Annotated in this window: 17 protein-coding genes and 1 pseudogene; 9 read left to right on the plus strand and 9 right to left on the minus strand. The window is 58.3% G+C overall.

What is annotated here, in order from left to right; translation table 11 throughout:
- Positions 1-50: 50 nt before the first annotated feature.
- The 6 genes from ACYZT2_RS15845 (at position 51) to ACYZT2_RS15870 (ending at position 6,888) form a co-directional block, all read left to right on the plus strand.
- Positions 51-1,325, plus strand: coding sequence for an ABC transporter substrate-binding protein (locus ACYZT2_RS15845; protein ID WP_461965416.1), 1,275 nt, complete (start codon positions 51-53; stop codon positions 1,323-1,325).
- Positions 1,326-1,346: 21 nt separating this feature from the next.
- A complete protein-coding gene (locus tag ACYZT2_RS15850; protein ID WP_461965418.1) occupies positions 1,347-2,309 on the plus strand; it encodes a carbohydrate ABC transporter permease in 963 nt (320 codons plus the stop codon).
- Complete coding sequence (locus ACYZT2_RS15855) at positions 2,306-3,148, plus strand: carbohydrate ABC transporter permease (RefSeq protein WP_008074255.1); 843 nt, start codon at positions 2,306-2,308, stop codon at positions 3,146-3,148. Before ACYZT2_RS15850 ends, ACYZT2_RS15855 begins: the two co-directional genes overlap by 4 nt.
- Positions 3,149-3,175: 27 nt before the next feature.
- Positions 3,176-4,321 (plus strand): ABC transporter ATP-binding protein, encoded by a 1,146-nt coding sequence (locus ACYZT2_RS15860; RefSeq protein ID WP_461965420.1) that lies wholly within the window; start codon positions 3,176-3,178, stop codon positions 4,319-4,321.
- The gene (locus ACYZT2_RS15865; RefSeq protein ID WP_461965422.1) at positions 4,318-5,820 is read left to right on the plus strand and encodes a glycoside hydrolase family 32 protein; all 1,503 of its coding nucleotides are present in this window, start codon (positions 4,318-4,320) and stop codon (positions 5,818-5,820) included. Before ACYZT2_RS15860 ends, ACYZT2_RS15865 begins: the two co-directional genes overlap by 4 nt.
- Before the next feature lie 75 nt (positions 5,821-5,895).
- Complete coding sequence (locus ACYZT2_RS15870; protein WP_461965424.1) at positions 5,896-6,888, plus strand: LacI family DNA-binding transcriptional regulator; 993 nt, start codon at positions 5,896-5,898, stop codon at positions 6,886-6,888.
- Positions 6,889-6,940: 52 nt separating this feature from the next.
- On the opposite strand, the gene ACYZT2_RS15875 is transcribed toward ACYZT2_RS15870, so the two are convergent.
- The 4 genes from ACYZT2_RS15875 to ACYZT2_RS15890 all read right to left on the minus strand — a co-directional run bounded on the left by ACYZT2_RS15875 (position 6,941) and on the right by ACYZT2_RS15890 (position 10,412).
- Entirely contained in the window at positions 6,941-7,303 is a 363-nt protein-coding gene (locus tag ACYZT2_RS15875; RefSeq protein ID WP_461965426.1) for a DUF6124 family protein, read from the minus strand.
- Between the two features lie 487 nt (positions 7,304-7,790).
- Positions 7,791-8,081, minus strand: a complete 291-nt coding sequence (locus tag ACYZT2_RS15880) for a hypothetical protein (RefSeq protein WP_461965428.1) — start codon at positions 8,079-8,081, stop codon at positions 7,791-7,793.
- Between the two features lie 118 nt (positions 8,082-8,199).
- On the minus strand, positions 8,200-8,856 hold the full coding sequence (locus ACYZT2_RS15885) for a DUF2931 family protein (protein ID WP_461965430.1): 657 nt from the start codon (positions 8,854-8,856) through the stop codon (positions 8,200-8,202).
- Positions 8,856-10,412 carry a phospholipase effector Tle1 domain-containing protein gene (locus ACYZT2_RS15890; protein WP_461965432.1) on the minus strand — a complete coding sequence of 519 codons (1,557 nt, stop codon included), beginning with the start codon at positions 10,410-10,412 and terminating at the stop codon, positions 8,856-8,858. The genes ACYZT2_RS15885 and ACYZT2_RS15890 overlap by 1 nt, the downstream gene beginning before the upstream one ends.
- 435 nt (positions 10,413-10,847) lie before the next feature.
- On the opposite strand from ACYZT2_RS15890, the gene ACYZT2_RS15895 reads away from it, so the two are divergent.
- The 3 genes from ACYZT2_RS15895 to ACYZT2_RS15905 all read left to right on the plus strand — a co-directional run bounded on the left by ACYZT2_RS15895 (position 10,848) and on the right by ACYZT2_RS15905 (position 16,252).
- Positions 10,848-12,356, plus strand: a complete 1,509-nt coding sequence (locus tag ACYZT2_RS15895) for a DUF5801 repeats-in-toxin domain-containing protein (RefSeq protein WP_461965434.1) — start codon at positions 10,848-10,850, stop codon at positions 12,354-12,356.
- Positions 12,357-12,991: 635 nt separating this feature from the next.
- Positions 12,992-13,309, plus strand: coding sequence for a hypothetical protein (locus tag ACYZT2_RS15900; RefSeq protein WP_461965436.1), 318 nt, complete (start codon positions 12,992-12,994; stop codon positions 13,307-13,309).
- A 231-nt stretch (positions 13,310-13,540) separates the two neighbouring features.
- The gene (locus tag ACYZT2_RS15905; protein ID WP_461965438.1) at positions 13,541-16,252 is read left to right on the plus strand and encodes a DUF5801 repeats-in-toxin domain-containing protein; all 2,712 of its coding nucleotides are present in this window, start codon (positions 13,541-13,543) and stop codon (positions 16,250-16,252) included.
- A 126-nt stretch (positions 16,253-16,378) separates the two neighbouring features.
- Here the strand turns inward: ACYZT2_RS15905 and ACYZT2_RS15910 are convergent, their stop codons facing one another.
- The 5 genes and pseudogenes from ACYZT2_RS15910 to ACYZT2_RS15930 all read right to left on the minus strand — a co-directional run.
- The gene (locus ACYZT2_RS15910; RefSeq protein WP_461965440.1) at positions 16,379-17,122 is read right to left on the minus strand and encodes a response regulator transcription factor; all 744 of its coding nucleotides are present in this window, start codon (positions 17,120-17,122) and stop codon (positions 16,379-16,381) included.
- 608 nt (positions 17,123-17,730) lie between these two features.
- On the minus strand, positions 17,731-19,110 hold the full coding sequence (locus ACYZT2_RS15915; RefSeq protein ID WP_461965442.1) for a TolC family outer membrane protein: 1,380 nt from the start codon (positions 19,108-19,110) through the stop codon (positions 17,731-17,733).
- Positions 19,111-19,112: 2 nt separating this feature from the next.
- Positions 19,113-20,426, minus strand: a complete 1,314-nt coding sequence (locus ACYZT2_RS15920) for an HlyD family type I secretion periplasmic adaptor subunit (protein WP_461965444.1) — start codon at positions 20,424-20,426, stop codon at positions 19,113-19,115.
- The gene (locus ACYZT2_RS15925; protein ID WP_461973130.1) at positions 20,407-22,191 is read right to left on the minus strand and encodes a type I secretion system permease/ATPase; all 1,785 of its coding nucleotides are present in this window, start codon (positions 22,189-22,191) and stop codon (positions 20,407-20,409) included. Before ACYZT2_RS15925 ends, ACYZT2_RS15920 begins: the two co-directional genes overlap by 20 nt.
- A 143-nt stretch (positions 22,192-22,334) precedes the next feature.
- Positions 22,335-23,594: pseudogene (locus ACYZT2_RS15930) on the minus strand (MFS transporter); the annotation flags it as partial.
- Positions 23,595-23,598: the final 4 nt, after the last annotated feature.

The raw sequence follows: 23,598 nt of genomic DNA on the forward strand, positions 1-23,598 counted from the left end.
TTGGCGATGTTAACGTTAACTTTTCTAAAAACAAAAATAAAGAGGGCTTTATGAAACAGCTCAAATCGTTCCTCCCCGCAGCACTGCTGACCCTTTGTGCCGGGCTTCCATCCCTCTCGAGCGCAGCCGATTTGACGATCTCGTGTGGGGCGGTGGGGGCGGAGTTACAACTCTGCAAGGAGGCTGTCGAGGCGTGGTCGAAACAGACCGGCAACCACGTCGAGGTGGTCTCAACACCTAACTCGGCAACCGAGAGGTTGTCGTTCTACCAACAGATCCTCAGTGCGCAGTCCAGCGACATAGACATCATTCAAATCGATATGGTGTGGCCGGGAATGCTGGCCAAACATCTGATGGATCTGCGCGAGGTGCTTCCTGCCAACGCAACACAAGGCTACTTCCAGGCACAGGTGGATAACGCCACGGTGAACGGACGGCTGGTGACGATGCCGTGGTTCACCGACTCGGGTCTGCTGTATTACCGCAAGGACTTGCTCGAGAAGTACAACCAACAGGTTCCCCAGACCTGGGAAGAAATGACCGCTACCGCCCGGAATATTCAACAGGCCGAGCGCACTGCCGGGAATCCCAATGCGTGGGGTTACATCTTTCAGGGGCGCGCCTACGAGGGCCTGACGTGTAATGCGCTGGAGTGGATCAGCAGCCAGCCGCAAGGCGGGCTGGTCAATCCGCAAGGCGACATCGTGGTCAACAGCCAGGCCTCAAGAACGGCGTTGACCCTGGCGAAAAGCTGGGTAGGAGACATCTCCCCGCGTGGCGTACTCAATTACACCGAGGAAGAAGGCCGGGGCGTATTCCAGTCGGGCAATGCGCTGTTCATGCGTAACTGGCCGTATGTCTGGGCCTTGGTGCAAAGCCAGGACAGTGCGGTAAAAGACAAAGTAGGGGTCGCTCCCCTGCCCCGTGGCGGCGAGACCGGCAGCCATGCCTCCACCCTCGGTGGCTGGGGTCTGGCGGTATCGCGTTACAGCGCCCATCCAAAACTTGCGGCAGAACTGGTGAGCTACCTGACCAGTGCCCAAGAGCAAAAACGCCGCGCCCTGATAGGCGCCTATAACCCGGTGATCGAGTCACTGTATCAAGACCCCGAATTGCTCGCGGCCATGCCTTATTACGCTCAGCTGCACAGCATTCTCAACGATGGGGTGATGCGCCCCGCCTCAATCACTGCCGATCGCTATCCACGGGTCTCCAATGCGTTCTTCGATCGAGTGCATGGCGTGCTGGCGGGCGAGTTGCCTGTCGATCAGGCGCTGGCCGAACTGGAAAGCGAACTCACGCGCATCAAACGCCGGAACTGGTAAGCCACAAGGAAGGAAATCACCATGTCTGTCTCTACTACCCATGCCCCCTGTGAGGAGCTGCTGCTCACCAGGGAAACGCCCGTACAACGTCGCCGCGTGCGCGCTGCCTGGCTGTTTCTGACGCCGATGCTGCTATGCCTGGCCCTGGTGGCGGCCTGGCCGCTACTGCGCACACTCTGGTTCAGCCTGACCGACGCCAACCTGGCGGACACCGGTGGCGGAACCTTCATTGGCTTGAGCAATTATCTGTTCCACAACGGTTCCAGCTGGTCGGGCATTTTGGTCGATCCGCAATGGTGGAACGCGGTGCGCAACACCTTGCATTTCACCGTGGTGTCGGTGGGGCTGGAAGTCGTACTGGGACTGCTGGTGGCGTTGCTGCTGAACATCAAGTTCACCGGCCGCTCTCTGGTGCGTGCGTTGATTCTGATTCCATGGGCGATTCCGACCATTGTCTCGGCGAAGATCTGGTCATGGATGCTTAACGACCAGTTCGGCATCATCAATCACCTGATGCTGAGCCTCGGCCTGATTGACGCGCCCCTGGCCTGGACGGCAGATGCGGACCTGTCGATGTGGGCGGTGATCATCGTCGACGTCTGGAAAACCGTGCCGTTTGTCACGCTGTTGATGCTAGCGGCCTTGCAGATGTTGCCAAGCGATTGCTACGAGGCTGCCAGGGTCGATGGCATTCATCCGCTGAAGGTGTTCTGGCGTGTCACGCTTCCCCTGCTGATGCCCGCCTTGTTGGTGGCGGCGATCTTTCGCATCCTCGACTCGCTGCGGGTATTCGACGTGATCTATGTGCTGACCTCGAACTCGTCGAGCACCATGAGCATGTCGGTGTATGCCCGCCAGCATCTGGTGGAGTTCCAGGACGTTGGTTATGGCAGCGCGGCCTCGACGCTGTTGTTTCTGGTGGTTGCGGTCATCACCATGCTTTATCTCTACCTCGGACGCCGTCAACTGGAGGTCCGGTCATGAACCTGCGCCTACTGAAAAAAGCGCTATTGCGCCTCGGGTTCTGGTGCCTGATCGGGGTGTTGCTGCTGTATGCGGTCTTCCCTTTCTACTACGCCATCGTGACTTCACTGAAGCCGTCCAGCGCCTTGTTCGAGGTGAGCTACTGGATCGAAAACCCCGACTTCTCCAATTACGCGGCGGTGCTCAATCAAGCCTCATTCCTGCGAGCGATCGGTAACTCGCTGGTGGTTGCGCTGTGCGTGGTGACGCTGGCGCTGTTCCTCAGCCTGACGGCGGCCTATGCCTTGGGCCGGGTGAAGTTCCGTGGGCGTGGCACGGTGTTGATGATGGTGCTTGGCGTGTCGATGTTTCCTCAGGTCGCGGTGTTGTCGGGGCTGTTCGAAGTGATCCGGGCCCTCGGGCTGTACAACACGTCCTGGGCGTTGATTCTGAGCTACACGATTTTCACCCTGCCCTTCACCGTCTGGGTGCTGACCACGTTTATGGGACAACTGCCCCATGAGCTGGAAGAAGCGGCAATCATGGATGGCGCTTCACCCTGGGTCACGCTGACCCGCGTGCTGTTGCCGCTGCTCTGGCCCGCACTGGTCACCACGGGCTTATTGGCCTTCATCGCAGCGTGGAACGAGTTCCTGTTCGCCCTGACCTTCACCCTCACCGACACCCAACGCACGGTGCCGGTCGCCATCGCCTTGATTTCCGGCGGCAGCCCCCATGAGTTGCCTTGGGGGTTGTTGATGGCCGCCTCGGTGGTGGTCACCGTCCCACTGGTGATTCTGGTGCTGATCTTCCAGCGCCGAATCGTTTCCGGTCTCACTGCCGGCGCGTTAAAGGGTTGATGCCCAACAAAGACAAGGAACAGCATCGTGATCAAATTGAAACTGGACAACGTGAACAAACAATTGGGCGGCGCGCGGATTCTTCGCGACGTCAGCCTGGAAATCGCGGCGGGTGAATTCGTGGTATTCGTCGGCCCTTCGGGCTGCGGAAAGTCGACCCTGCTACGACTGATCGCCGGGCTGGACTCGATCTGCGGCGGCGACCTGCTGATCGACGGGCGTCGGGTCAACGACCTGGAGCCGCGCGAGCGTGGCGTCGGCATGGTGTTTCAGTCTTATGCGCTGTACCCGCACATGAGCGTCTACGACAACATCAGCTTTGGTCTCAAACTGGCCAAGACTGAGAAGACCAGCCTGCGCGAGCGCGTGCTGAAAACGGCGCAAATCCTGCAGTTGGACAAACTGCTGCAACGCAAGCCAAAGGAACTGTCTGGCGGGCAGCGTCAGCGTGTGGCCATGGGCAGAGCCATGGCGCGGGAACCGGACATTTTGTTGTTCGATGAACCGCTGTCCAACCTGGATGCGTCCTTGCGGGTGCAGATGCGCAACGAAATCGCCCGACTGCATGCTCGACTCGGCTCGACCATGATCTACGTCACCCACGATCAGGTTGAAGCGATGACCCTGGCCGACAAAATTGTCGTGCTCAATGGCGGTCGCGTAGAACAGGTCGGCTCACCGCGCGAACTTTATGAACGGCCGGCCAGTCGCTTTGTCGCCGGTTTTCTCGGTTCGCCCAGAATGAATTTTCTTGCGGCGCGCCTGCATGCTCCAGGCGAAACCAGCCTGATCGACACCCTCGTATGGGGTATCACGTCCCTGCCCTTCGACAGCTCGAACCTGGCGGCAGGCACGCCGCTGAGCCTGGGGATTCGCCCGGAGCACGTATCGCTCAAAGCGGCGGATGAAACCGCCGGCGTCGTCGTGACCGCGGTCGAATACCTGGGCAGCGAAACCTATGTGCACCTCGAGACAGGTCAGGATGAGCCAATGATCTGTCGTTGTGAGGTCAACGCCGGATGGCAAGCGGGCGATCGGGTTGAACTGCTGCTGGACATCGACAACCTGCACCTGTTCGACGCCAACGGCGCGGCCTTAGGGCGCCACCCACACGCCATTGAAACCCTGCCGGATGGCGTCTCTCTGCGCTCGACACGAGCAAGCGCCCTATGACTGTGTATTTGAATCCTATGAACGACCCAATGTCCGCTGCCCTTGAGATTGCGCAGCATGCGCTGAGTGACGGCCTGTCTCGCGTCGTCGATGATTATCGGCCCGGTTATCATCTTGCCCCTCCCGCGGGCTGGATGAACGACCCTAACGGGGTGGTGTACTTTCGTGGCGAATACCACGTGTTCTATCAACACCATCCCTTCGAAGCGAAATGGGGCCCGATGTATTGGGGGCATGCCAAGAGTGCCGATCTGGTTCATTGGCAGCATCTGCCCATTGCGCTGGCGCCGGGCGATGACTTCGACCGCGACGGTTGTTTTTCCGGTAGCGCAGTGGTGTGTGGCGATACCCTAGCACTGATCTACACCGGGCATACCTGGCTGGGGGACGTGGGTGACGAGCGCTCGATCCGTCAAGTCCAGTGCCTGGCCACCAGCACCGACGGCATCCGCTTCGTCAAGCATGGCGCCGTGATCGACACCGCACCGCAAGACACGATCATGCACTTTCGTGACCCCAAGGTATGGCAGGAGGATGACGGCTGGTACCTGATTGCCGGCGCACGTCTGGGCGACGTGCCGTTGCTGCCGCTGTACCGTTCCACGGATCTGCACACTTGGGAGTTCCTCGACTATGTCTCCAGCGGCAGCGCGGGCGATGGTTATATGTGGGAGTGCCCGGATCTGTTCCGACTGAACGGGCGCGATGTGCTGCTCTACTCCCCCCAGGGCATGCACCCCCAGGGTTACGAACGGCTCAACAAGTACCAGACCGGTTATCGAGTGGGCCGACTCGATAACGAATGGCACTTCACCGGCGGGCCTTTTATCGAGCTGGATAACGGCCATGATTTCTATGCTGCACAAACGCTAGTGGCCGCCGATGGCCGGCGCCTTGTGTGGGCGTGGCTCGATATGTGGGAAAGCCCGATGCCGAGCCAGGCCCATCACTGGTGCGGCATGCTCGGTTTGCCGCGCGAACTTGAACTGCGTGCAGATCGCCTTTGCGTGTATCCGGCACGGGAGCTCACCGCTCTGCGCAAGGCGCCATTGCCGGGCACGCCCTGGTGGGATGAATCGGGAACCCGGTGCGTGCCGGAAGTGAATGGCGACATGCTCGAAATCCATGTGCATCTGGATTTGCGCGGCTGCACCGACGGCCACCTCGGAATCGCCTTGCGTTGCAGCGACGATGACCATGAAGAAACCCTGCTCTACTACGATGCGTCGCTGCAGCGACTGGTGCTGGACCGCAGCCGCTCGGGCGCGCAAGTCACCGGTCAGCGCAGCGTGTCGATAGACCCGACACAAGAGCGACTGGAATTGCGCGTGTTTCTCGATCGCTCGTCCATCGAGGTGTTCGACGAAAACGGGCGCTTCAGCCTCAGCAGTCGCCTCTACCCCCAGCCTGGCAGTCTGGGTGTGAAGCTCATTGCGAGCGGGAGTGGCGGACGTGTCGCCATTCCCAGAGCATGGCCTCTCGCCTCGGGATGGCTATGAACAGCGTCATACGAGTCGCGAGAAGCGCAGGCCATGTGTCATGATCCTGCGTCAACCTGACCGGCCTCGCCTCGCATGACTTCAGTGAAAGACGTTGCACAGCTGGCCGGCGTGTCCCTGATGACGGTTTCTCGAGCGCTCAATAATCCGGAAAAACTGAGCCCCGAAACCCTTCAGCGGGTGCGTCGCGCCATTGACGAACTGCAATTCGTACCGAGCCTGTCGGCGCGCAAGATGCGTGGCGACAACCTCCAGTCGCGAACCATCGGTGTGTTCGCGCTGGACACCGCGACCACACCGTTCGCGGTCGAGTTGCTGCTGTCCATCGAACAGACCGCGCAGCAGGCGGGCTGGAATGTGTTCATCCTTAACCTGTTGAGCAACCCGCCCACCGACCAGAACATCGACCTGATGTTGTCGCACCGTCCCGACGGGTTGATCTTCAGCGCCATGGGGTTTCGCCAGGTGAGCATTCCCGAGCGCTTGAAGAGCAAACCCCTGGTGCTCGCCAATTGCCTGGCAGATGACAGTGGCCTGGTCAGCTATGTGCCCGACGACGAAACGGGGCAGTATCGAGCCGTACATCACGCGTTGAGCCAAGGCTATCGGCGCCCTCTGTGCATCAATCTGCCAAAACAGAGTCTGGCCTGGGGTCTGCGACAAAAAGGCCTGCAGCGTGCCTGTCAGGCATTCGGCCTGGCGCCTGACGCACTCCTGCAATACGACCTTTCCGATCATGACGCCTATGGTGAAACCGCAGCCATCCTCGACCGACACATCATCGAGGGTCGCCCCCAATTCGACATTCTGATTTGTGGCAACGATCGGATTGCCTTTTGCGCCTATCAGCTGTTGTTGGGCCGTGGCCTGAAAATTCCCGCCGATGTCGCCGTGCTCGGCTATGACAACATGATCGGCATCGCCGAACTGTTCATCCCACCGCTGACCACGGTGCAACTGCCGTACTACGAGATCGGTCGCAATGCCGCCCGGCACCTGATCGAAGCCCTGGAGGTATCGGGCGCCCAGCCGGTTGATTGCCCATTGGTGGTCAGAACGTCGTTATGAGCTATCAAAACCCTTTACCGAGGAGCAAGCCCCTCGGTAAAGGGCTGCGTGATTACTTGGGTGGAACGAAGTTATCCAGCATTCGATTCACCGCCAATTCCCCCAGCATGATGACCTGCTGAAGCGCCAGCAGGGTATTGCGGTGGGTGCCGTCTACCAATGCAGCGATGTCGCTGGCCATGACACTCGCCGATGCCAGGTTCTCACACGTTTGAACCAGCAAGGTTTCATGATCGACATCCGGCGCGACCATGTACAGGGTGCTGGGTTTGCGTGGGGTGTTGTTCATGATCGCTGCCGGGTTGAGATAGAAATTGAGGGCGCGCTCGGCGGCTTCGTGGAATTTTTTTGAATCGTCAGATTCGTACGGGGATGCCGGATCGGTGTCCGGTGGGTTGGGCGTAACTTTGAACATAGTAGAAACTCCGATGCTTCTTAAAAGGAGCCAACACCATCTCGCTACCAAACGGAGGGTGGCGGCCATACGAAGGTTGGTAGACCGGGCATCGGAACCGGCGCTCCCGAAGGAGCCCTGCGCATGGCCACCATAAAACGCAGCCCTGAGAAAGGAATGCCGAAGGTGACGCTATGCGTCGATGCTGAGGGTCTACCAAACCCGATCGCTGCTATTCAGCGACAGGGAAACGATAGAGCTCAAGCCATCGGCGGACAAGCCGGCGGATTCTGTCTTAACCGTAGGTAACGACGCAAGGTCTTGTAGCCCTTCGGGAAGTAACACGGAGTGTCTTTAAACACGCATCGTTAAACGCGTGAAAGCTTTCAAAAAAATCGAGGAAACGTCCGACATTTTTCCGGGTGTATTGCGGCGCGGCCGACCCGTTGCCCGCTTGAAACCCTGCAGAGCGTTTGAATTGGGGTTCTGGTAGGCGGTGCCGGACCGGTCACCGCCCATTGGACGTTTTTTTCTTGTAGCTGCCCTTGGCTACCTGCTCGGCGAACGAGACATCAACCTGTTGCAGCTCGGCGATCAGGCCTTGGGCGGTGGCCGTCAGTGACTTGACCCAGCCAGCGGCCGGGGCGTCATGCTGGGGGTGCCCGATGACCATCGGGGCTTCGTGCAGAGCCGGGTCATACGCTCTCACTGTGGCAGCCAGATCGGACTCACTAAAGTCGAAACTGACGCCATTCATAGCGGTGTGCGTGCCGGGCTTGAAGATGTGCAGCGGTTTCATGGCTGTGCGCTGCATAGAGGTGATGCGCACAGCCTGGGCCAACGGATGGCCCAGGGCTTTTAATCGGGTTTAAAGAGTGTTTTTGAAGTTGGGGTAATCGAATTATGGCGGCTGGCGGTTACCAACTCCCGTAGGGAATGCCATATTTCTCTATGTAGCGTTTTGTATTTTCACTGACCGGGTAGGCATAACGCCCCTCATTCTTGCCCTGGTCTGGCCCCAGTGGCTCAATCTCTGCTTGGACTCGAGTCACTTTGATCGGACGATAGCATGAGTCTTTCACCCATGCCTGAACCACGCCGCCGGGCGCCAACCCCAGATAAACAGTCGCCATAAACCGAGCTTCTTTCTCAGGTGTTTGCGAGCAACGCTGGCTGGTTGAAGACTCCATCAGTTGACGGGCTTCGTCGGGAATATCCACCCATGCTCGATAGGTTTTTTGCTCTGCGATTGATTGCCATCGAACAAATATACGTTTGGGCAGATCGGCGCCGACCACTGTTTTCCCGCTACCACCCACCCCGACCCACCCACGAGCGGATTCTTTGCCATCTTCTGGTTCACCGCCGGCGGCGGTGCCGCTACCGGTCCTGAAAAAGACCTTTCCCTTGATATCCTGTACAGAACTGTCCTCCACCCAAACCTGCATATAGTTCGGCTCAAGGAACGTTAATTCCCACCAGCTAGACCTTGGGTCACTTTTTCCCAAGACGGGGGCTGTCGCCTGACAGCCAGTGAAAAGTAAAACGCCCAGCAGGGCTACTAATATTCTCATTACCAAAGCGTCCAATCAGGTACGTGAGGATGTTGCACGCGGACCGCATCCTCCGTAGGAGCATTGATGTAAACAGCCGCGATACCGCTACCATCCGTTCTACCAAGGGGATGATTCCAGTTGGCTGAGGTGTGGATGTACTTCAGTTTCAGCAACTGCTCTTCTTCTGGCGTGGTGCTGTAGTCACCGGTGACAAACCTGTCACAAAGAACCTCGAGTTCTTCTGGAATGGCATATTCAGATTTGTCTGGTACCTCTTTAAACCGGACACCTTTTTCCTTTGCCAGTTGATACATCACCCTCAAATAGACCTTTGAGAGCTTTCCACTTACTGAACGCTTGAGTTGCAACGCGGCATACACACGCTTCTTTCCAGAACTGAGCCTGTCTTGCTGAACCTTCGGTACTACAAACGACGCGGGCGTCACGATTTCCAATAGTTGCGGTGGCCAGCCTTTAGCGATCCACTGGCTTTTCACTCGCGCGGCGTCACGATAGATCGATGTGGTGATGACGTCTGTATTGATCGGCACCTCAAGTGTTTGCATTGGACTGACCAACACGCATTCCTGTATGTCGTCGAGGTAACTACCACCGATATCCGAATGGACGCCGGGTAGCGTAATTTCCGGGTGGTCAGGCTTGACGCGACTGAGCGCAAAGTTAGCCCGGCACTCATCACGAGCCACCAGATGGACGACATCCTTGAAGAACCTGCGATCCAGGTAAAGCTTTACGCCTGGCGCGATGGGACTTTTCACTCTCCCAAAATTGGTGAATCCGGCAATGGAGGGCACAGTATCGAATAGCCCGATAAAGCCCATATTGATTCCATTACTGTACTGATCGTTAAAGCTTCGGCTGAAGTCGTTGGCGTTACTGCGCAGCAGATCCCCCAAAGGACCTTGCTTGCCCCTTACGATCTCGTTGGAGAAATGCCGGGCGGCAGCTGCACCTCGGCTAAAACCGAAAGTATCGAAAGTCAGCGACACTATTTCACTATTGGGGTTCTCTTGCAGGACGTTGTTAACAAGCTGTTTGATAAGCGTAAATGAGTACTGAACACGGCCGGCAACACCGGTATCACCACGCCCCATACCCGAGCCAACCATGCTGTCTTTTTCATTGGCCTCAGTGCCTATGCCTTCTACATAAACAGCGCGTGATGCAATCTTCGTAGGCCCGTCGCCTTCAGCTATCACTGTCGAGTAATACAGGTCATGGAGTTTTTTTACATTGGTAGGACCCGCTCCATAACTGCTGTCCGGGTCACGCATGTAAGGCTTGCAACTGGTATCAATATCTTCTGGTGTGATGGCATGTTGCGCACCGCAGCGCAAACCAGCGGCTGTATTGTTGGCGTTGTTGCCAGTGCCATCAAAAAACACGCCTATGCGTAACGCAATACCGATTTTGTCTGGCGCTGGTGCGGGCTCTTTACCGTGCTTTTCGTATTCGGCCCAGCGCTGGGCATGAAGATCGACCGGCGTGACACCTGGATTACGATAGTTTTGTGGTTGATTGGGTATTGCCGGTTTGGGTACGTAGCCAGTCATTCCTTGATTCCTTGGTCCTTGTGGAGCAGACCGCAGGGTGACACTCAGGGTTCTTGGAATCAACGCATGGCACTTGGCTATTCAGTCCGTGCCCGCCGCCAGGTTGATATGTTCGCCCCGCTGACTGACGACTGAGCGGGGCGTCTCTTATTGCACGGGCTGCAACTCTATTTCACAAACCATCCCAACCTATGCCGGGCTATCCCGGAATAGCCCAGGTTTATCTCGCTCACGCCTTGGGATTTATCTCAGTCCTAAACATGAAGGTAGTACGACGCCCCCCTTTGCGTAAAACCCTTCCCCCCTCCAAAGTAGTCTGAAACTCCCACCCCGCTTGGGAGTATCAGCCGATGCGCAATCCCTGGCGCTTAGCCATAGTGGCGACCCAAGGTCAACGGTCAGGCCTCGATGACCGCATCTGCCCAGGAAAAAGTCATGACCATTGACGAACAAAACTCATTGCTGACAACGTCGATTACCGCCAATGCTTTGAGCGTCGCGGCGACCGGCGAGGATGTTTCGCTGGACGAAACGACGGGGTTGCAGAACGCCACCGCCACGCCAACCCCTGCGAGTGACGCTGACGACAACGACATTCTGGTAACGGTTCTACCCTCGGCCTTCGCTACCCGTTTGACCGCTCTTGGGGCAGGTACCGCAACGGGGGCGGCCTTGAGTGGCTATACCGGTGCAGCGGGCAACACGGGCAGCAATGCGTTCACCCTCACCGACGCGACCGGCATTACCGATATCAGCTTCGTCGGCAGCACTGGTGCACCGCTCAATGGCCTGGACAGCGGACTGGATACCCTCGATGGCACCAGCATCCTTCTCTATACAGACACGAACAACAACATCGTTGTGGGCCGAGCCGGGAGCGCAACCGGCGCGATCGTGTTCGCTGCCTATATTGAAGAAACCGGATCGCCGGTCACGGGCGGCAAGATCTGGACCGTGGCGTACCAACCGCTCAAGCATCCAGATACTACGAACGCCGATGACTCGCTCAATCTCCTGAACAAGGTCTTCATCGGCGCCAGTCAGGATCTGGAATTCAGCCTGGATGGGGCACCATCGGGCCAGCAGTTGTTCCTGATGTTCACGACCGAGGGCGCGACGGCTGATGTGAACGGCCGGATTCCCGGTGTCTCGATCATCGTCACCGGCCGGGATCCGCTGAATCAGTCGGCAAGCAGTGCTGCCATCACCAGCGCCGACACGGTCAACAGCAGTCAGGGCGGCGGTAACACGACCCTGGGCACCAACAACCAGGCGGTCACCGAACAGGAAGGCCTGCGCTTCAGCTTCGTCACCGGTTCCAGGGCGGACGTCACGATCCCCAACCTGAGCCCAGGCGAAGCGGGTGTCGAAGCGAACATCGATTTCACCCAGTACTTCGGCGCCCGCGCCGCGACCTTCAAAATCGTGCAGGAAACGGGCGGCACGACCGCGAAGATCTTGCTCACCGCCTACAAGAACGCCGATAACGTCAGCGGATCGCAGAGCGGCGTCAACTTCGTCGACAGCTACGCCAACGACAGCACCGAAAAAGTCGCGATCACCAACGGCAGTGTCACCGTGAAGACGTTCGCGGGCGTTACCATCACCACCGCTGTCATCACCTACAACGCCGACGGCACGGTGTTGATCACCGGGATTCCGACCGACTCGCAGATCACTTACGGCACGGCGACCGATCACAACCGCGTACTGATCGAAAACGCCGGGTTGCGACCGAGTCGATCTGACCGGCCTCATCAACGCGGTGGTGACGGTGACCGACGGCGACGGCGACACCAGCACCGACAGCGTCGGCATCGGCGACGACATCAACTTCGACGACGACGGACCGGCAGTCTCAGCCAACAACACGGTGCTGCTCGACGACGATGCGCTCACGGGTGGCAATGCTGGCGGCACGGGCGACGATGCAAACTCGGCTAACACAAGCGGCACGCTGGGCCACGACTTTGGTCAGGACGGGGCCGGCACAGTGGCCGATGGCACGCTGGGGATTGACGTCGATGACGACACCCCGATCGTGACGGCCACGTCGAGCCTGGTCTACGCGAACAGCAGCAATGGGACGTCTTTGACAGATGAAGGTGGAACAGGCGTCTTCGCTTACTCGATTGGCGCGGACACGCATGTGGCGCCCTACAGTGCGTCGAACTCCGACTTCCTGTCCGTGGCCCTCACGGGCGTCACGGTGGGAGCGAACGCGATCACCAACAAATCGGTGAGTTGGGTCTCGGAGACAGATAGCCAGGCGGTGTTCAACGTGGGCTTCACCTATGTGTCCAACAATCCAACACAGGGAGCGACCACCAACACCACCGGCACGCTGACCTTTGACAAGGTGGCTGACACCTATACCTTGAAACTGAATCAGGAGATTCAGAGCTTCAGCATCCTGAACACCTCGACGCCTGGAAACCCCCTTCAGGGCTATGCGCTCAATCAAGCCACGACCGCTGGATCGAATCCGCCGGTTTCGGTGATGACGCTGGCCAGCAACTTCTTTGTGCAGTTCGAGGGGTTTGGCGTGAACAACGGCCTCAGCGGGTGCGGACACGTTCGTGATCGCCGACACCGACGTCGACGGGCTGTTCTCCACGGCCTTGACTGTCATCGATGGCGGCTTTGCCACCGGCAGTGACACATTCAACTTCACGGCACCGGGTTCGAGCACGAACTACACCGAAGTACTGGCACCGGCCACCCACTTGGCGGCGTTCACCGCCGCCGCTGATATCGCGCTGGACGGCGCGAAGAACTACTACTTCGGCGTCGTTGGAGGCGACGGCTACCTGGCATTCGACGGCGACGGTTCGGGTATCACCACCATCATCCAGTTGGTCGGGGTGACTGATATAGCAAGCACCGACATTGTCTGAAAGCCACTGAGGGCACACGGCCTGGCTCCCACAAGGGGCCAGGCCGTTTTCATTGGGCCTATGCGATGGCGCCCCTTAGCGTCCTCATCCCCTTTCTCCCTCCCAAGTAGGCTGAAACTCCTACCCCGCTTGGGAGTATCGGCCGATGCGCAATCCCCGGCGCATGCTCATAGTTGCGAACTATGGTCAACGGTCAGGCCTCGATGACCGCAATTGTTCGGGAGAAAAATCATGGCTATTGGAATCACCGGCGTGGACGTTTCGCTGGACGAAACGGCCGGGTTGCAAAATGCCACCGCCACTCCAACCCCTCCAGGAGATGCTGACGACAACGACATTCTGGTGGCGTCCCTACCCTCGGCCTTCTCTACCCGTTTGACCGCACTTGGAGCAGGTACCGCAACAGGTGCGGCCTTGAGTGGTTATACCGGTGCCGTGGGCGACACGGGCAGTGATGCGTTCACCGTCACCGACGGAGCAAGCATTACCGATATCAGCTTCGTCGACAGCGCTGGGGCACCGCTCAATGGCGTGGACAGCGGACTGTTTACCCTCGATGGCACCAGCATCCTTCTCTACACAGATACGAACAACAACATCCTTGTGGGCCGAGCCGGGAGCGCAACCGGCGCGATCGTGTTCGCAGCCTATATCGAAGAAACCGGATCGCCGGTCACCGGCGGCAAGATCTGGACCGTGGAGTACCAACCGCTCAAGCATCCAGATGCTACGAACGCCGATGATTCGCTCAATCTGCTGGATAAAGTATTCGTCGGAACCAGTCAGGACCTGGAGTTCAGTCTGGCCAATGCGCCCTCCGGTCAGAACCTCTTCCTGATGTTCACGACGGTGAACCCGGCCACTGAAACGGTCGATGGTGTCGTGCGGATCACGGATCCCACCATCATCGCCACCGGCAAAAACCCCGCAGACCAGTCAAGCGGTGCCAATATCAACACGGGCGACACAATCAATACCAGCCAGGCGGGTGGCCCGACCACCTTTGGCACCAACAGCCAGATGATTACGGAACAGGAAGGCATTCGTTATTCGTTCGTCACCGGTGCCAGGCAGGATGTGACCATCCCCAACCTGGATCAGACCGAAGCAGATGTTGAATCCAACATCGACTTTACCGGCGTCGTCAATGCGAAGACGGCCAATTTCGACGTCGTGCAGTTGCAAAGCGGCAAGAGCGCTGTCGTAAAAATCAGCGCATTCAGCACCACTGCTGAACCTGGCGTGAATTTCATCAACGGCTATACGAACGATACGCCGGTGGCCATCACCAATGTGCTCGTTACCAACATCAGCACCGGGCAGGTGATTGAGAACTCAAACGGATCGGTGAATGATCCGGCCATTACCATCACCATTACTGACGGGGTTGCAACCATCACCGGCGTTTTGGCCGGCTACCAGATTCAATACACCACAACGGCGGATCACAACCGCGTGCTCATCGAGAACGGGGCGGCCCTCGACGCCAGGGGCAATAACCACGCCGATTTTGATATCGGTGGGTTCACACTGCTCCAAACTACTGTTACGACCGCCGAAATCGGCTCCAGGATCATCTTCGAAGATGACGGCCCAGCACTCGCCTTCGGCAACCTGATCGGGACCGGTAGCGTCCTGCCGCAAACTGGCTTCTGGAGTAATTCGGCCGGCACCGATGGGCTGAGTGCGGCCGGTCTGGATATTTCGGTGAACAGCCAGTTCACCCTCGTCAGGCCCGACAACACGACCACCACCGGCACCGCCACCCTCACCGAGCTGGTGCTCTCACCAGACGGCAATGGCGCGTACCAATTCGAAGGGACGTTGACCGGCGATTTCGACAACAACGTCGCTACAGCGGATACCACCATCGACTACACGCTGACCGCCTATGCCAATGGCAGCTATGCACTGGATCTGGTGCAAGGCTTCAGTTCGACGGTCGTGCTCAGCACCGCCGATGGCTCGCTCTCTGCCGGCGGTCCGGACCCAGTGCGCACATTGTTAATTCCGAAGACGAGTGACCCGACCATTCCTTCGGCATCCGAGGAGGTTGTGTTCTTTTCCGCGAAGGCGCTTGCGTCGACTTCGGACATCCTGACCGGTATCGGGCTTGGAGCACCCGACCCCACCGAAGCCCAGATACAGACCAACCCCCTGCCCTCGTACATCGACCCGAGGGCCATGAACGTCAGCACGTCCGGCATCGGCGTCGCCAATAACGTCCTCCAGGGAGACAACCTGGTGGCAATCGGCGCTACCGATGAAAGTTTCGTCGTTAATCCGGAGAGCCTGGTGACGGCCATGAAGGTCTTCATCGACAACTCTGTAGCGGGTTACAACACAGCGACCGAGGACCTGTACTACAGGATCTACTACGAGGATGGCACGACTTCGGACCTCATCGAGGTGAATACCCTGACTCCAGAGCCCCGTGGACAGGTGTCCTTCCTCATTGAGCAGGAAGGCACGACGCTGATCGACGCTGTTCAGCTCACGATGGGCCGAGGCGACATCAAGATCCCGGTGATCCAGTTCATTCAGGAGACCGAGAGCCTGGCCAGCGATATCCAGCTGACGTTCAACGCGACGGTGACGGACAGAGATGGGGATTCGGCGACGAGTACGTTCGACGCCAACCTGTTCGCCAACGACTTGGCAGGCAACTTCGACTACACGCTGGTGGGCACGGGCGGTGAACGTGATGCCTTCAACGTCGATTTGTCATTCACCGAGAACCTGTACCAGGTCACCGGCTTCGATGCGGACGCAAATCTGCGAGACACCTTGGTACTCAACGGCGACCAGAGCGCTACTGTCCAGATCGACAACAGCGGCACAGACAGCATCGTGTCGGTTGCCGAAACTGGCGGAGACGTCACGACTATCACCTTGGTCGGGGTTGATCTTCTGACTAGCGACATTGTTCTTGGCAGCGTCTAAGGCGTCGCGCGCGTAAAAGGATGCGAGGGTGGTGTAAACCACCCTCGCATTGTTTGGTCAGTTCCGATAGTAGATCCGCACGATCGCATCAACCCCGGCACCCAGCGGCAGACGCGCCAAAGGCTGTCAGATCGTCTTGTTCCGACGTGAAACCAAATCCAGTTCCACCCACGTGGACTCGGGTGGTTTTTCGTTGTTGGTGAGCCCGTGCTTCAGCGCATACATCAGCAAGTCGATGCGATTGATCAGATTAAGCTTTTGATAGATGTTGCTGAGGTGGTTGTGCACGGTGTGCTCGCTGATGCCCAGGCGCCCGGCTATGCACATGTATTTGGCGGACGGGTCCCCCACAATGGCGCGAATCAATTCCCTCTCGCGTAGCGTCAGCCGAGCCTGTTTTGCCTGCTCCAGATTGCATTTCAGATGTATTTTCCCGGTCGCCGCATAGCCGGAAAGCCCACCGGCCCAGGCTCTATCCAGTCCGGTGTCACGGTGGTGGACCGTGATAATGGCCTGGATGATCGATTCCGTCGGGTCTTCCGCCAGCACGATGCCGCGTGCACCCGCCTCTATTGCCTGGGCAACGGGGACGGCTTCGTACAGGCCCTTGAGCACCAGCACTTTCATTTCGGCGTTGCGGGTGAGTCCCGCAACGACCTCTAGCGGGTTCAACGCATCCGGAAAGAAACTGAAAAAAATGACATTGGGACGCAACTGATCGGCGAGATCCAGCGCATTGGTATAAGTGGTGGCCTGGCCGATCACTTCCATCCGAGGCTTTCTGGCATTGATCAAATCTTGAAGGCCCATGAGAACGAGGGGACGACAATCGATCAGCATCACGCGAATGGGTTTTCTATGGGTCGTCATTACTTTCCTGACTCCCTTGAAAAATGAACTCTGACCTCCCTCCCTTGGCCTTCCTGGATCAGCAGCTCGTTCACCTGCCCTCCGTGATCGAAGGACAGATGCGAACGCCGACAGGCCTGAACGGTGCCCGCCCGGATATTCGCCTTTGGGGACACTTCCCTGGCTTCAGAGGCAGGGGTTGCAGACATTTCCAAAAGCCGGGCAAAGCCATCGAGGAAACATAAATAGGAATAATCATCAATAACTTGCGCATGATGATGTTGCTCCCTCGAGCTGCTCAACTGAGTCTAGGTCAGCTCAGCGCGCCGCCAGCCCACCCATCCGCCAGTCGTCGATCCAAGCCTTACGCGAGTAGCCAGGCAGATGTCCCCAACACCCACTCGCCCTAAAAAATCAAGGTCTTAGGCTCGCAGGGGCGGCCTGCGACCAAGGTCCGCCTACGCTCAAAATCGTCAATTAACCGACGAGTGGTTTGCGCCCGGGCGCAATCGCAATACTGACGTCAATTTCTCGGCAAAACGTGCCTCGCCGAGCCATACGAATGCAGCCAGTCTGCTCGGATTGGCGTCCAGTCGTAACGGGGATACATAGTTGGTATTGCGGCTGGATCAGGGGGATGTGAAGTTTTGGCTGGAACTGCCGGGGCTCAACCAGCCATTAACGCTTTCGACACTTTCGGCGGGCAGCTTTCCCGCCCAGCGATTGAGTGTGAGGACATTAGTGACGAACTCGTATTGCGTCTTGAGCAGGTCACGACGAGCCCGGAATTCGTTGCGTACGCTGGTCAGGACATCGACGGCATTGACCATGCCGTAATCGAGCGCTTTTTCTGCCGCCACTCTGGACAGCTGTGCCGAGGACAGGGCATTTCGGCTCGCATTGATCTTTTCTCCGCTCGAATTGGCGGTCAGGTAAGCGCTGGTGATCTCTTTGACCACCCGGCGCCGGATCGCTTCCAGTTCCTGCTCGGCGGTAATTTGATCCTGGTAAAGCCCACGGACCCGCGCCGAAGTCGAACCGCCGCTGTACAGCGGCACTTGCACGCCAATACCGGCGACATAACTGTCGGTGCGCGGCGCCAGGGCATTGTTGTAGCCCTCGTTGGTCTGCTGCGCGCTCAGCGTTAGGCTCAGGGTCGGATAGTGCCCGCCCTTGCCGCTGCGCAACGCAGCGCCCGCTGCTTCGACACCGCTTTCGTTGGCCTTGAGCGCCGGGTTTAGCGCTATACCCTCGCGCACCCAGGTATCCAGACTCTGCGCCGAAACCCGTAGCTGCACGTCATCGCGAATCCGGTTGAGCCTCTCCTTGACCGGACGGCCGACGATCTCTGCCAGTGCCTCGCGACTGATACTGGCCTGGTTGCGGGCATCCAGTTCCTGCGCCGCCAGCAAATCTACCCGGGCCTTGAGGTCGAGCTGATCAGTAATCATTGCCAGCTGCTTTTCGTACAACGCATTGACTCGGTCCAGACTCTTTTGCGTGGTTCGACGCTCTGCCTTCACCAACTCCAGTTCATCTTCGGCCGCCAACGCGGTGAAGTAACGCTCTGCCAAGTCCATTGTGGCCTCGGCCTGGGCATCCAGCGCTTGCGATTCGGACTGCCTGGCCAGACTTTTGAATTTTTGGTAGTTCTCCCAAGCGGCCTTGTTGTAGAGGTACTGACGCAGCACCAGGCTGTAGTTTTCGCTATCGTAACTCTGCTCCACCAGGTCGCTCTCCTGATGAATCCGATTCGTCCCGGCGTTCAGCGATACCTGCGGGAACAGCGCACCCATGGCCTCGCGCTGATGTTCCTTACCCGCCTGCGCTTGCGCATAGGAGGCCAATACCCGCGGATCTTCCAGCCGTGACTCACGATACAACTGCATGAGGTCGGTGGAAAACGTCGAGGCACTGACCCCGGCCGGCGTTGTCGCAATGGTTTGCGCCAGGGCGGCACCCGCTGCCAGCATGAACGCACCGCCCAGCAGAACGGCCGACGCGCTCATGGTTATTCCTCGATCATCGATTGAGCCATGGCATCGCGGGCTGGCTGCATCAAGTACTGCAACAGCGTGCGTTGCCCGGTGATGATCAATACGTCCGCTGGCATCCCCGGCAACAACTTGCGCTCACCCAAGGTGCGTGCACCCTCCTCGGTTACCCGCACCCGCGCCAGGTAATAGGCCGTCCCGGTCTTTTCGTTGGTCAGCCGGTCAGCCGATACGCTGCTGACCTCGCCTTCGATCACCGGAGTGGTCGAGCTATTGAACGCGCCGAAGCGGATATCGGCACGCTTGCCGATGGCGATACGATCGATATCCACCGGCGCCACCTGCGCCTCTATGACCAGTTCGGAAACCGATGGAACGATGTCCAGCAGCGGCGTCGCCGGGCTCACGACACCACCAATGGTGTGCACGGTCATGCCAATCACCATGCCCGCGTCGGGTGCGCGGATGACGATACGACTGAGCCGGTCTTCCAGGGAGGAGGTTTTCTCTTGCAGGTCGTACATCCTGGTCTGAACCTCGGCCAGCTGCTTGGCGACCTCGGTATTGAAATCCTTGTCGACTTGCAGAATCTGCAGCTGTGTTTCGTTGATCTGCAGACGAGTCTTGTTAATCGCGGAACGGTGATCAGCCACCTCCGACCTGAGCATCCCCAGCTTGCGTTCCTGCTCGAGCAGACGTTGTTTGTCAACGAACCCTTGCTTGAGCAGGTCGGTCAATTCATTGATTTCACCGCTGTAGGATTTCTCCAGATGAACCTTGGCACTGATCATCGCCTCCAGTCCCTTGATCTGTTGACTCAACTGACCAATGCGCTCCTGCAGCACCGCTATCTGGCCCAGCCGTGATCCCCGTTGCGCGTTGAATACCTGGGTCTCACCCTGGCGCGCTTCGGCACCTCGCAGACTGGCGGGATCGGCTATCTCCCCAAAACTGATCGCCGCCAGTGCGTCGCGCTCGGCTCTGAGTCTTGCTTCCATGGCTTGGGTCGCGACCAGCTGGCCTCGGGTCATCTCGTATTCGAAGCGCAGCTGGGCATCATCAAGAATGATCAGCGGATCATCACCCTTGACGATGTCACCGTCATGGACCAGTACCGCTTTGACGATGCCCCCTTCAGGATGCTGGACCGTTTTGCGGTAAGTCTGCACGGTGACCACCCCCGGCGCGTACGCGGCACCGTCGAGGGGCGCGAGCGCCGCCCAGGTGCCGAACAGGCCGAAGGTCACCCCAACAATACCAATGCCCAGGCGGCGTACTTTACGATCAGATATCGGCAGGCCGGCGAAGCTTTCAATTTGACGACTGGGCATCGTAGGGTTCATCGGCATCACCCTTGCTGGTTTTGACCGAAGCCATGCTGGCGCCTGCCGACATGGCGTGCTTTTGTGCCTGCTGTCTCTGCGCGTTGAGTTCGGCGAGCACCTGCTCGCGTGGCCCGTAGAGACTGATAACCCCTGCGTTCATCACCATCAGCCGGTCCAGTTGCGACACGATGTTGGTTCGATGGGTAATGACAAACAGGGTCGCGCCGCTCTGCTTGATCTGCTGGATAGCTGCCACCAGGGCGCGATCACCGACTTCGTCAAGATTGGAATTGGGCTCGTCGAGAATAATCAGCCGCGGGCTGCCATACAGGGCACGGGCCAGTCCGATGCGCTGGCGCTGCCCTCCCGACAGCATGAGGCCCTCGCTGCCAATGACGGTGTCGTAGCCATCGGGCAACAGCAAAATCATTTCGTGAACGCCAGCGGTCCTGGCAGCTTGAATGACTTTCGCCGAGTCGACCTCGGCGAAGCGGGCAATGTTCTCGCTGACACTGCCTTCGAACAGTTCAATGTCCTGGGGCAAGTAACCTATATACGGCCCAAGTTCATGTTTGTCCCACGCGCTGATGTCCGCGCCATCGAGCCGGACCACGCCATGCACCGGCGCCCATACCCCTATCAGTGCCCTGGCCAGGGTCGACTTGCCCGCGGCACTTGGACCGATGATTCCGACAACGCAGCCGGCAGGTACGCTGAAACTTATGTTGTTGATGATCGGGGTTTTCGAGCCTGGTGCCGCGACGACCAGATTCTCCACCTGCACGTGTCCCTGAGGCGCAGGCAATGACATGCGTTCGGGCTGAGCCTGTTGTTTGTCGAGGATGTCGTTGAGACGGCCGTATTGCGAGCGAGCCGCAATAAAGCCCCTCCAACTGCCGATGATCAGATCGATGGGGGCCAATGCGCGCCCTAGCAGTATGGCCCCGGCAAACACCAAGCCTGCCCCTACCTGATGGTCCACGGCCAGGTACGCCCCAAGACCAAGAATCAATGATTGCACCAGGATCCGGAAGGTCCTGGAAAGCGTGCTGACGATGGCACCTCTATCGCTTGCCTGAGCCTGCAGCAACAGGACGTTTCTTTGGCGAAGTCCCCAACGGTCCATAAGGGTTTCAAGCATGCCCATGGATTCGATGACTTCAGCGTTACGAAGATTTTTCGTGGTGTAGAGCGTCGCGCCGATATGTTCCTTGTTCGCCTGGGCCAGCGCCGGCCCCGTCAGTTTCTCATTGATAAACGCGAGCAATAACAACAACAGCGCACTGCCCGTCGCTACCCAGCCAAACCAGGGATGAAACATGAACATCACGGCGATATAAATAGGCAACCAGGGCGCATCGAAGAAGGCGAACAAACCGTTACCGGAGAGAAATTGTCTCAAGCCCGTCAGGTCGTTGAGCGACTGGGCCGAAGCATCCATGCCACCACTGTCCAGAGCCCGTTTGAAACTGGCCTTATAGACCTGGCGACTGAGCAACACATCCAGCCGGGTACTGACCCGAACCATGATGCGCGAACGGATCCATTCCAGGGAGCCGAGCGTGATGATCAGCCCGGTCATGATCAGCGTCAGCATTGCCAGGGTTGTCAGGCTTCCGCTGGCCATCACTCGCCCATATACCTGAAGCATATAGAAGGTAGGCACGAGCATGAGCGCGTTGATGAAAAAGCTGAAAAAACCAACAGAAATAAAGCTGTCTCTACAGGCTTTCAACGCATTTTTCAGGCTGTTTTCAGGTGTGCTTCGCATTGCAACCCCTGCTCGCAAAAACCATCTTCTGGAGCTTAGATCATGCCGAACCCCTGTGTGCAGCCATCGGGCAGTCAAGCCCACGCACTGCGACAAAATCCATCGCAGTGCGCAGCGCTCGCGGGCTGGCGGGTGCCAACCGTTTACAGATCGGTGATTTCCTTATGGCGTGGTACCAGCGCCTTCATGACGCTCCATGCCACCAGATAGGCCAGCGCGCAGATGGCAAACATGATCATGTAGCCGGTATGAATATCACCGATCAGCTTGTAGTGATCGATCACCCAACCGCCGATCTTGGTCATCGCTACGCCGCCCAAGCCGCCGGCCAAACCGCCTATGCCGACCACCGAGGCGATGGACTTTTGCGGAAACATGTCAGACACGGTGGTAAAAATGTTGCAAGACCATGCCTGGTGCGCCGACGCGCCCACGCCAATCAGCAGCACCGGCACCCAGAAACTGATGTAACCCAATGGCTGCGCCAGTAACACCAGCAGCGGGAAGAAAGCGATCACCAGCATGGCTTTCATGCGACCGTCATACGGCGCGTCGCCGCGTGACATGAAATAGCTGGGGAACCAGCCGCCGCCGATACTGCCGACCATGGTCATGCTGTACAGCACGGCCAGCGGCATCACGATGGCCTGGCCTTTCATGCCGTATTGCGCCGACAAATAGGTGGGAAGCCAGAACAGGAAGAACCACCACACTCCGTCGGTCATGAATTTACCGAAGGCGAAGGCCCACGTCTGGCGGTAGGTCAGCAATTTGAACCACGATACTTTTTTGTCGGCGACAGCCGGTACCGGGCGGGTGACCACCGGCACGACCTGGTCGCTGCGGATGTAGGCCAGTTCCTGCGCCGACAGACGTTTTTGCTGCTCCGGTTTCTCGTACAGCGCAATCCAGACGCCCACCCAAACGAAGCCCAACATACCAATCACGATGAAAGCCGCTTCCCAGCCCCATAGGCTGGCGATCAGCGGCACGCAGATCGGCGCCAGGATCGCGCCCACATTCGCACCGGAATTGAATATGCCGGTGGCGAAGGAACGCTCCTTCTTCGGGAAGTATTCTGCGGTGGCCTTGATTGCAATCGGGAAGTTGCCCGCTTCGCCTATCGCCAGCACAGCGCGCGACAACATGAAGCCTGCGATCGAAACCGGAATCATGGCAATGCCGAACGCGCTGCTCACGGCACCTATCCCCTCACCCATCGGCACCGCAAAGGCGTGCATGATCGCGCCGGTCGACCAGATGCAGATCGTCAGCACATAGGCAGTCTTGGTGCCGATCTTGTCCACCACGCGACCGGCGAACAGCATGGAGATCGCGTACACAAACTGGAAGACAGAGGCGATGTTGGCGTAATCGCTGTTACTCCAGCCAAATTGCGTCGTGCGA

This window comes from Pseudomonas sp. MDT1-85, from assembly GCF_054898065.1.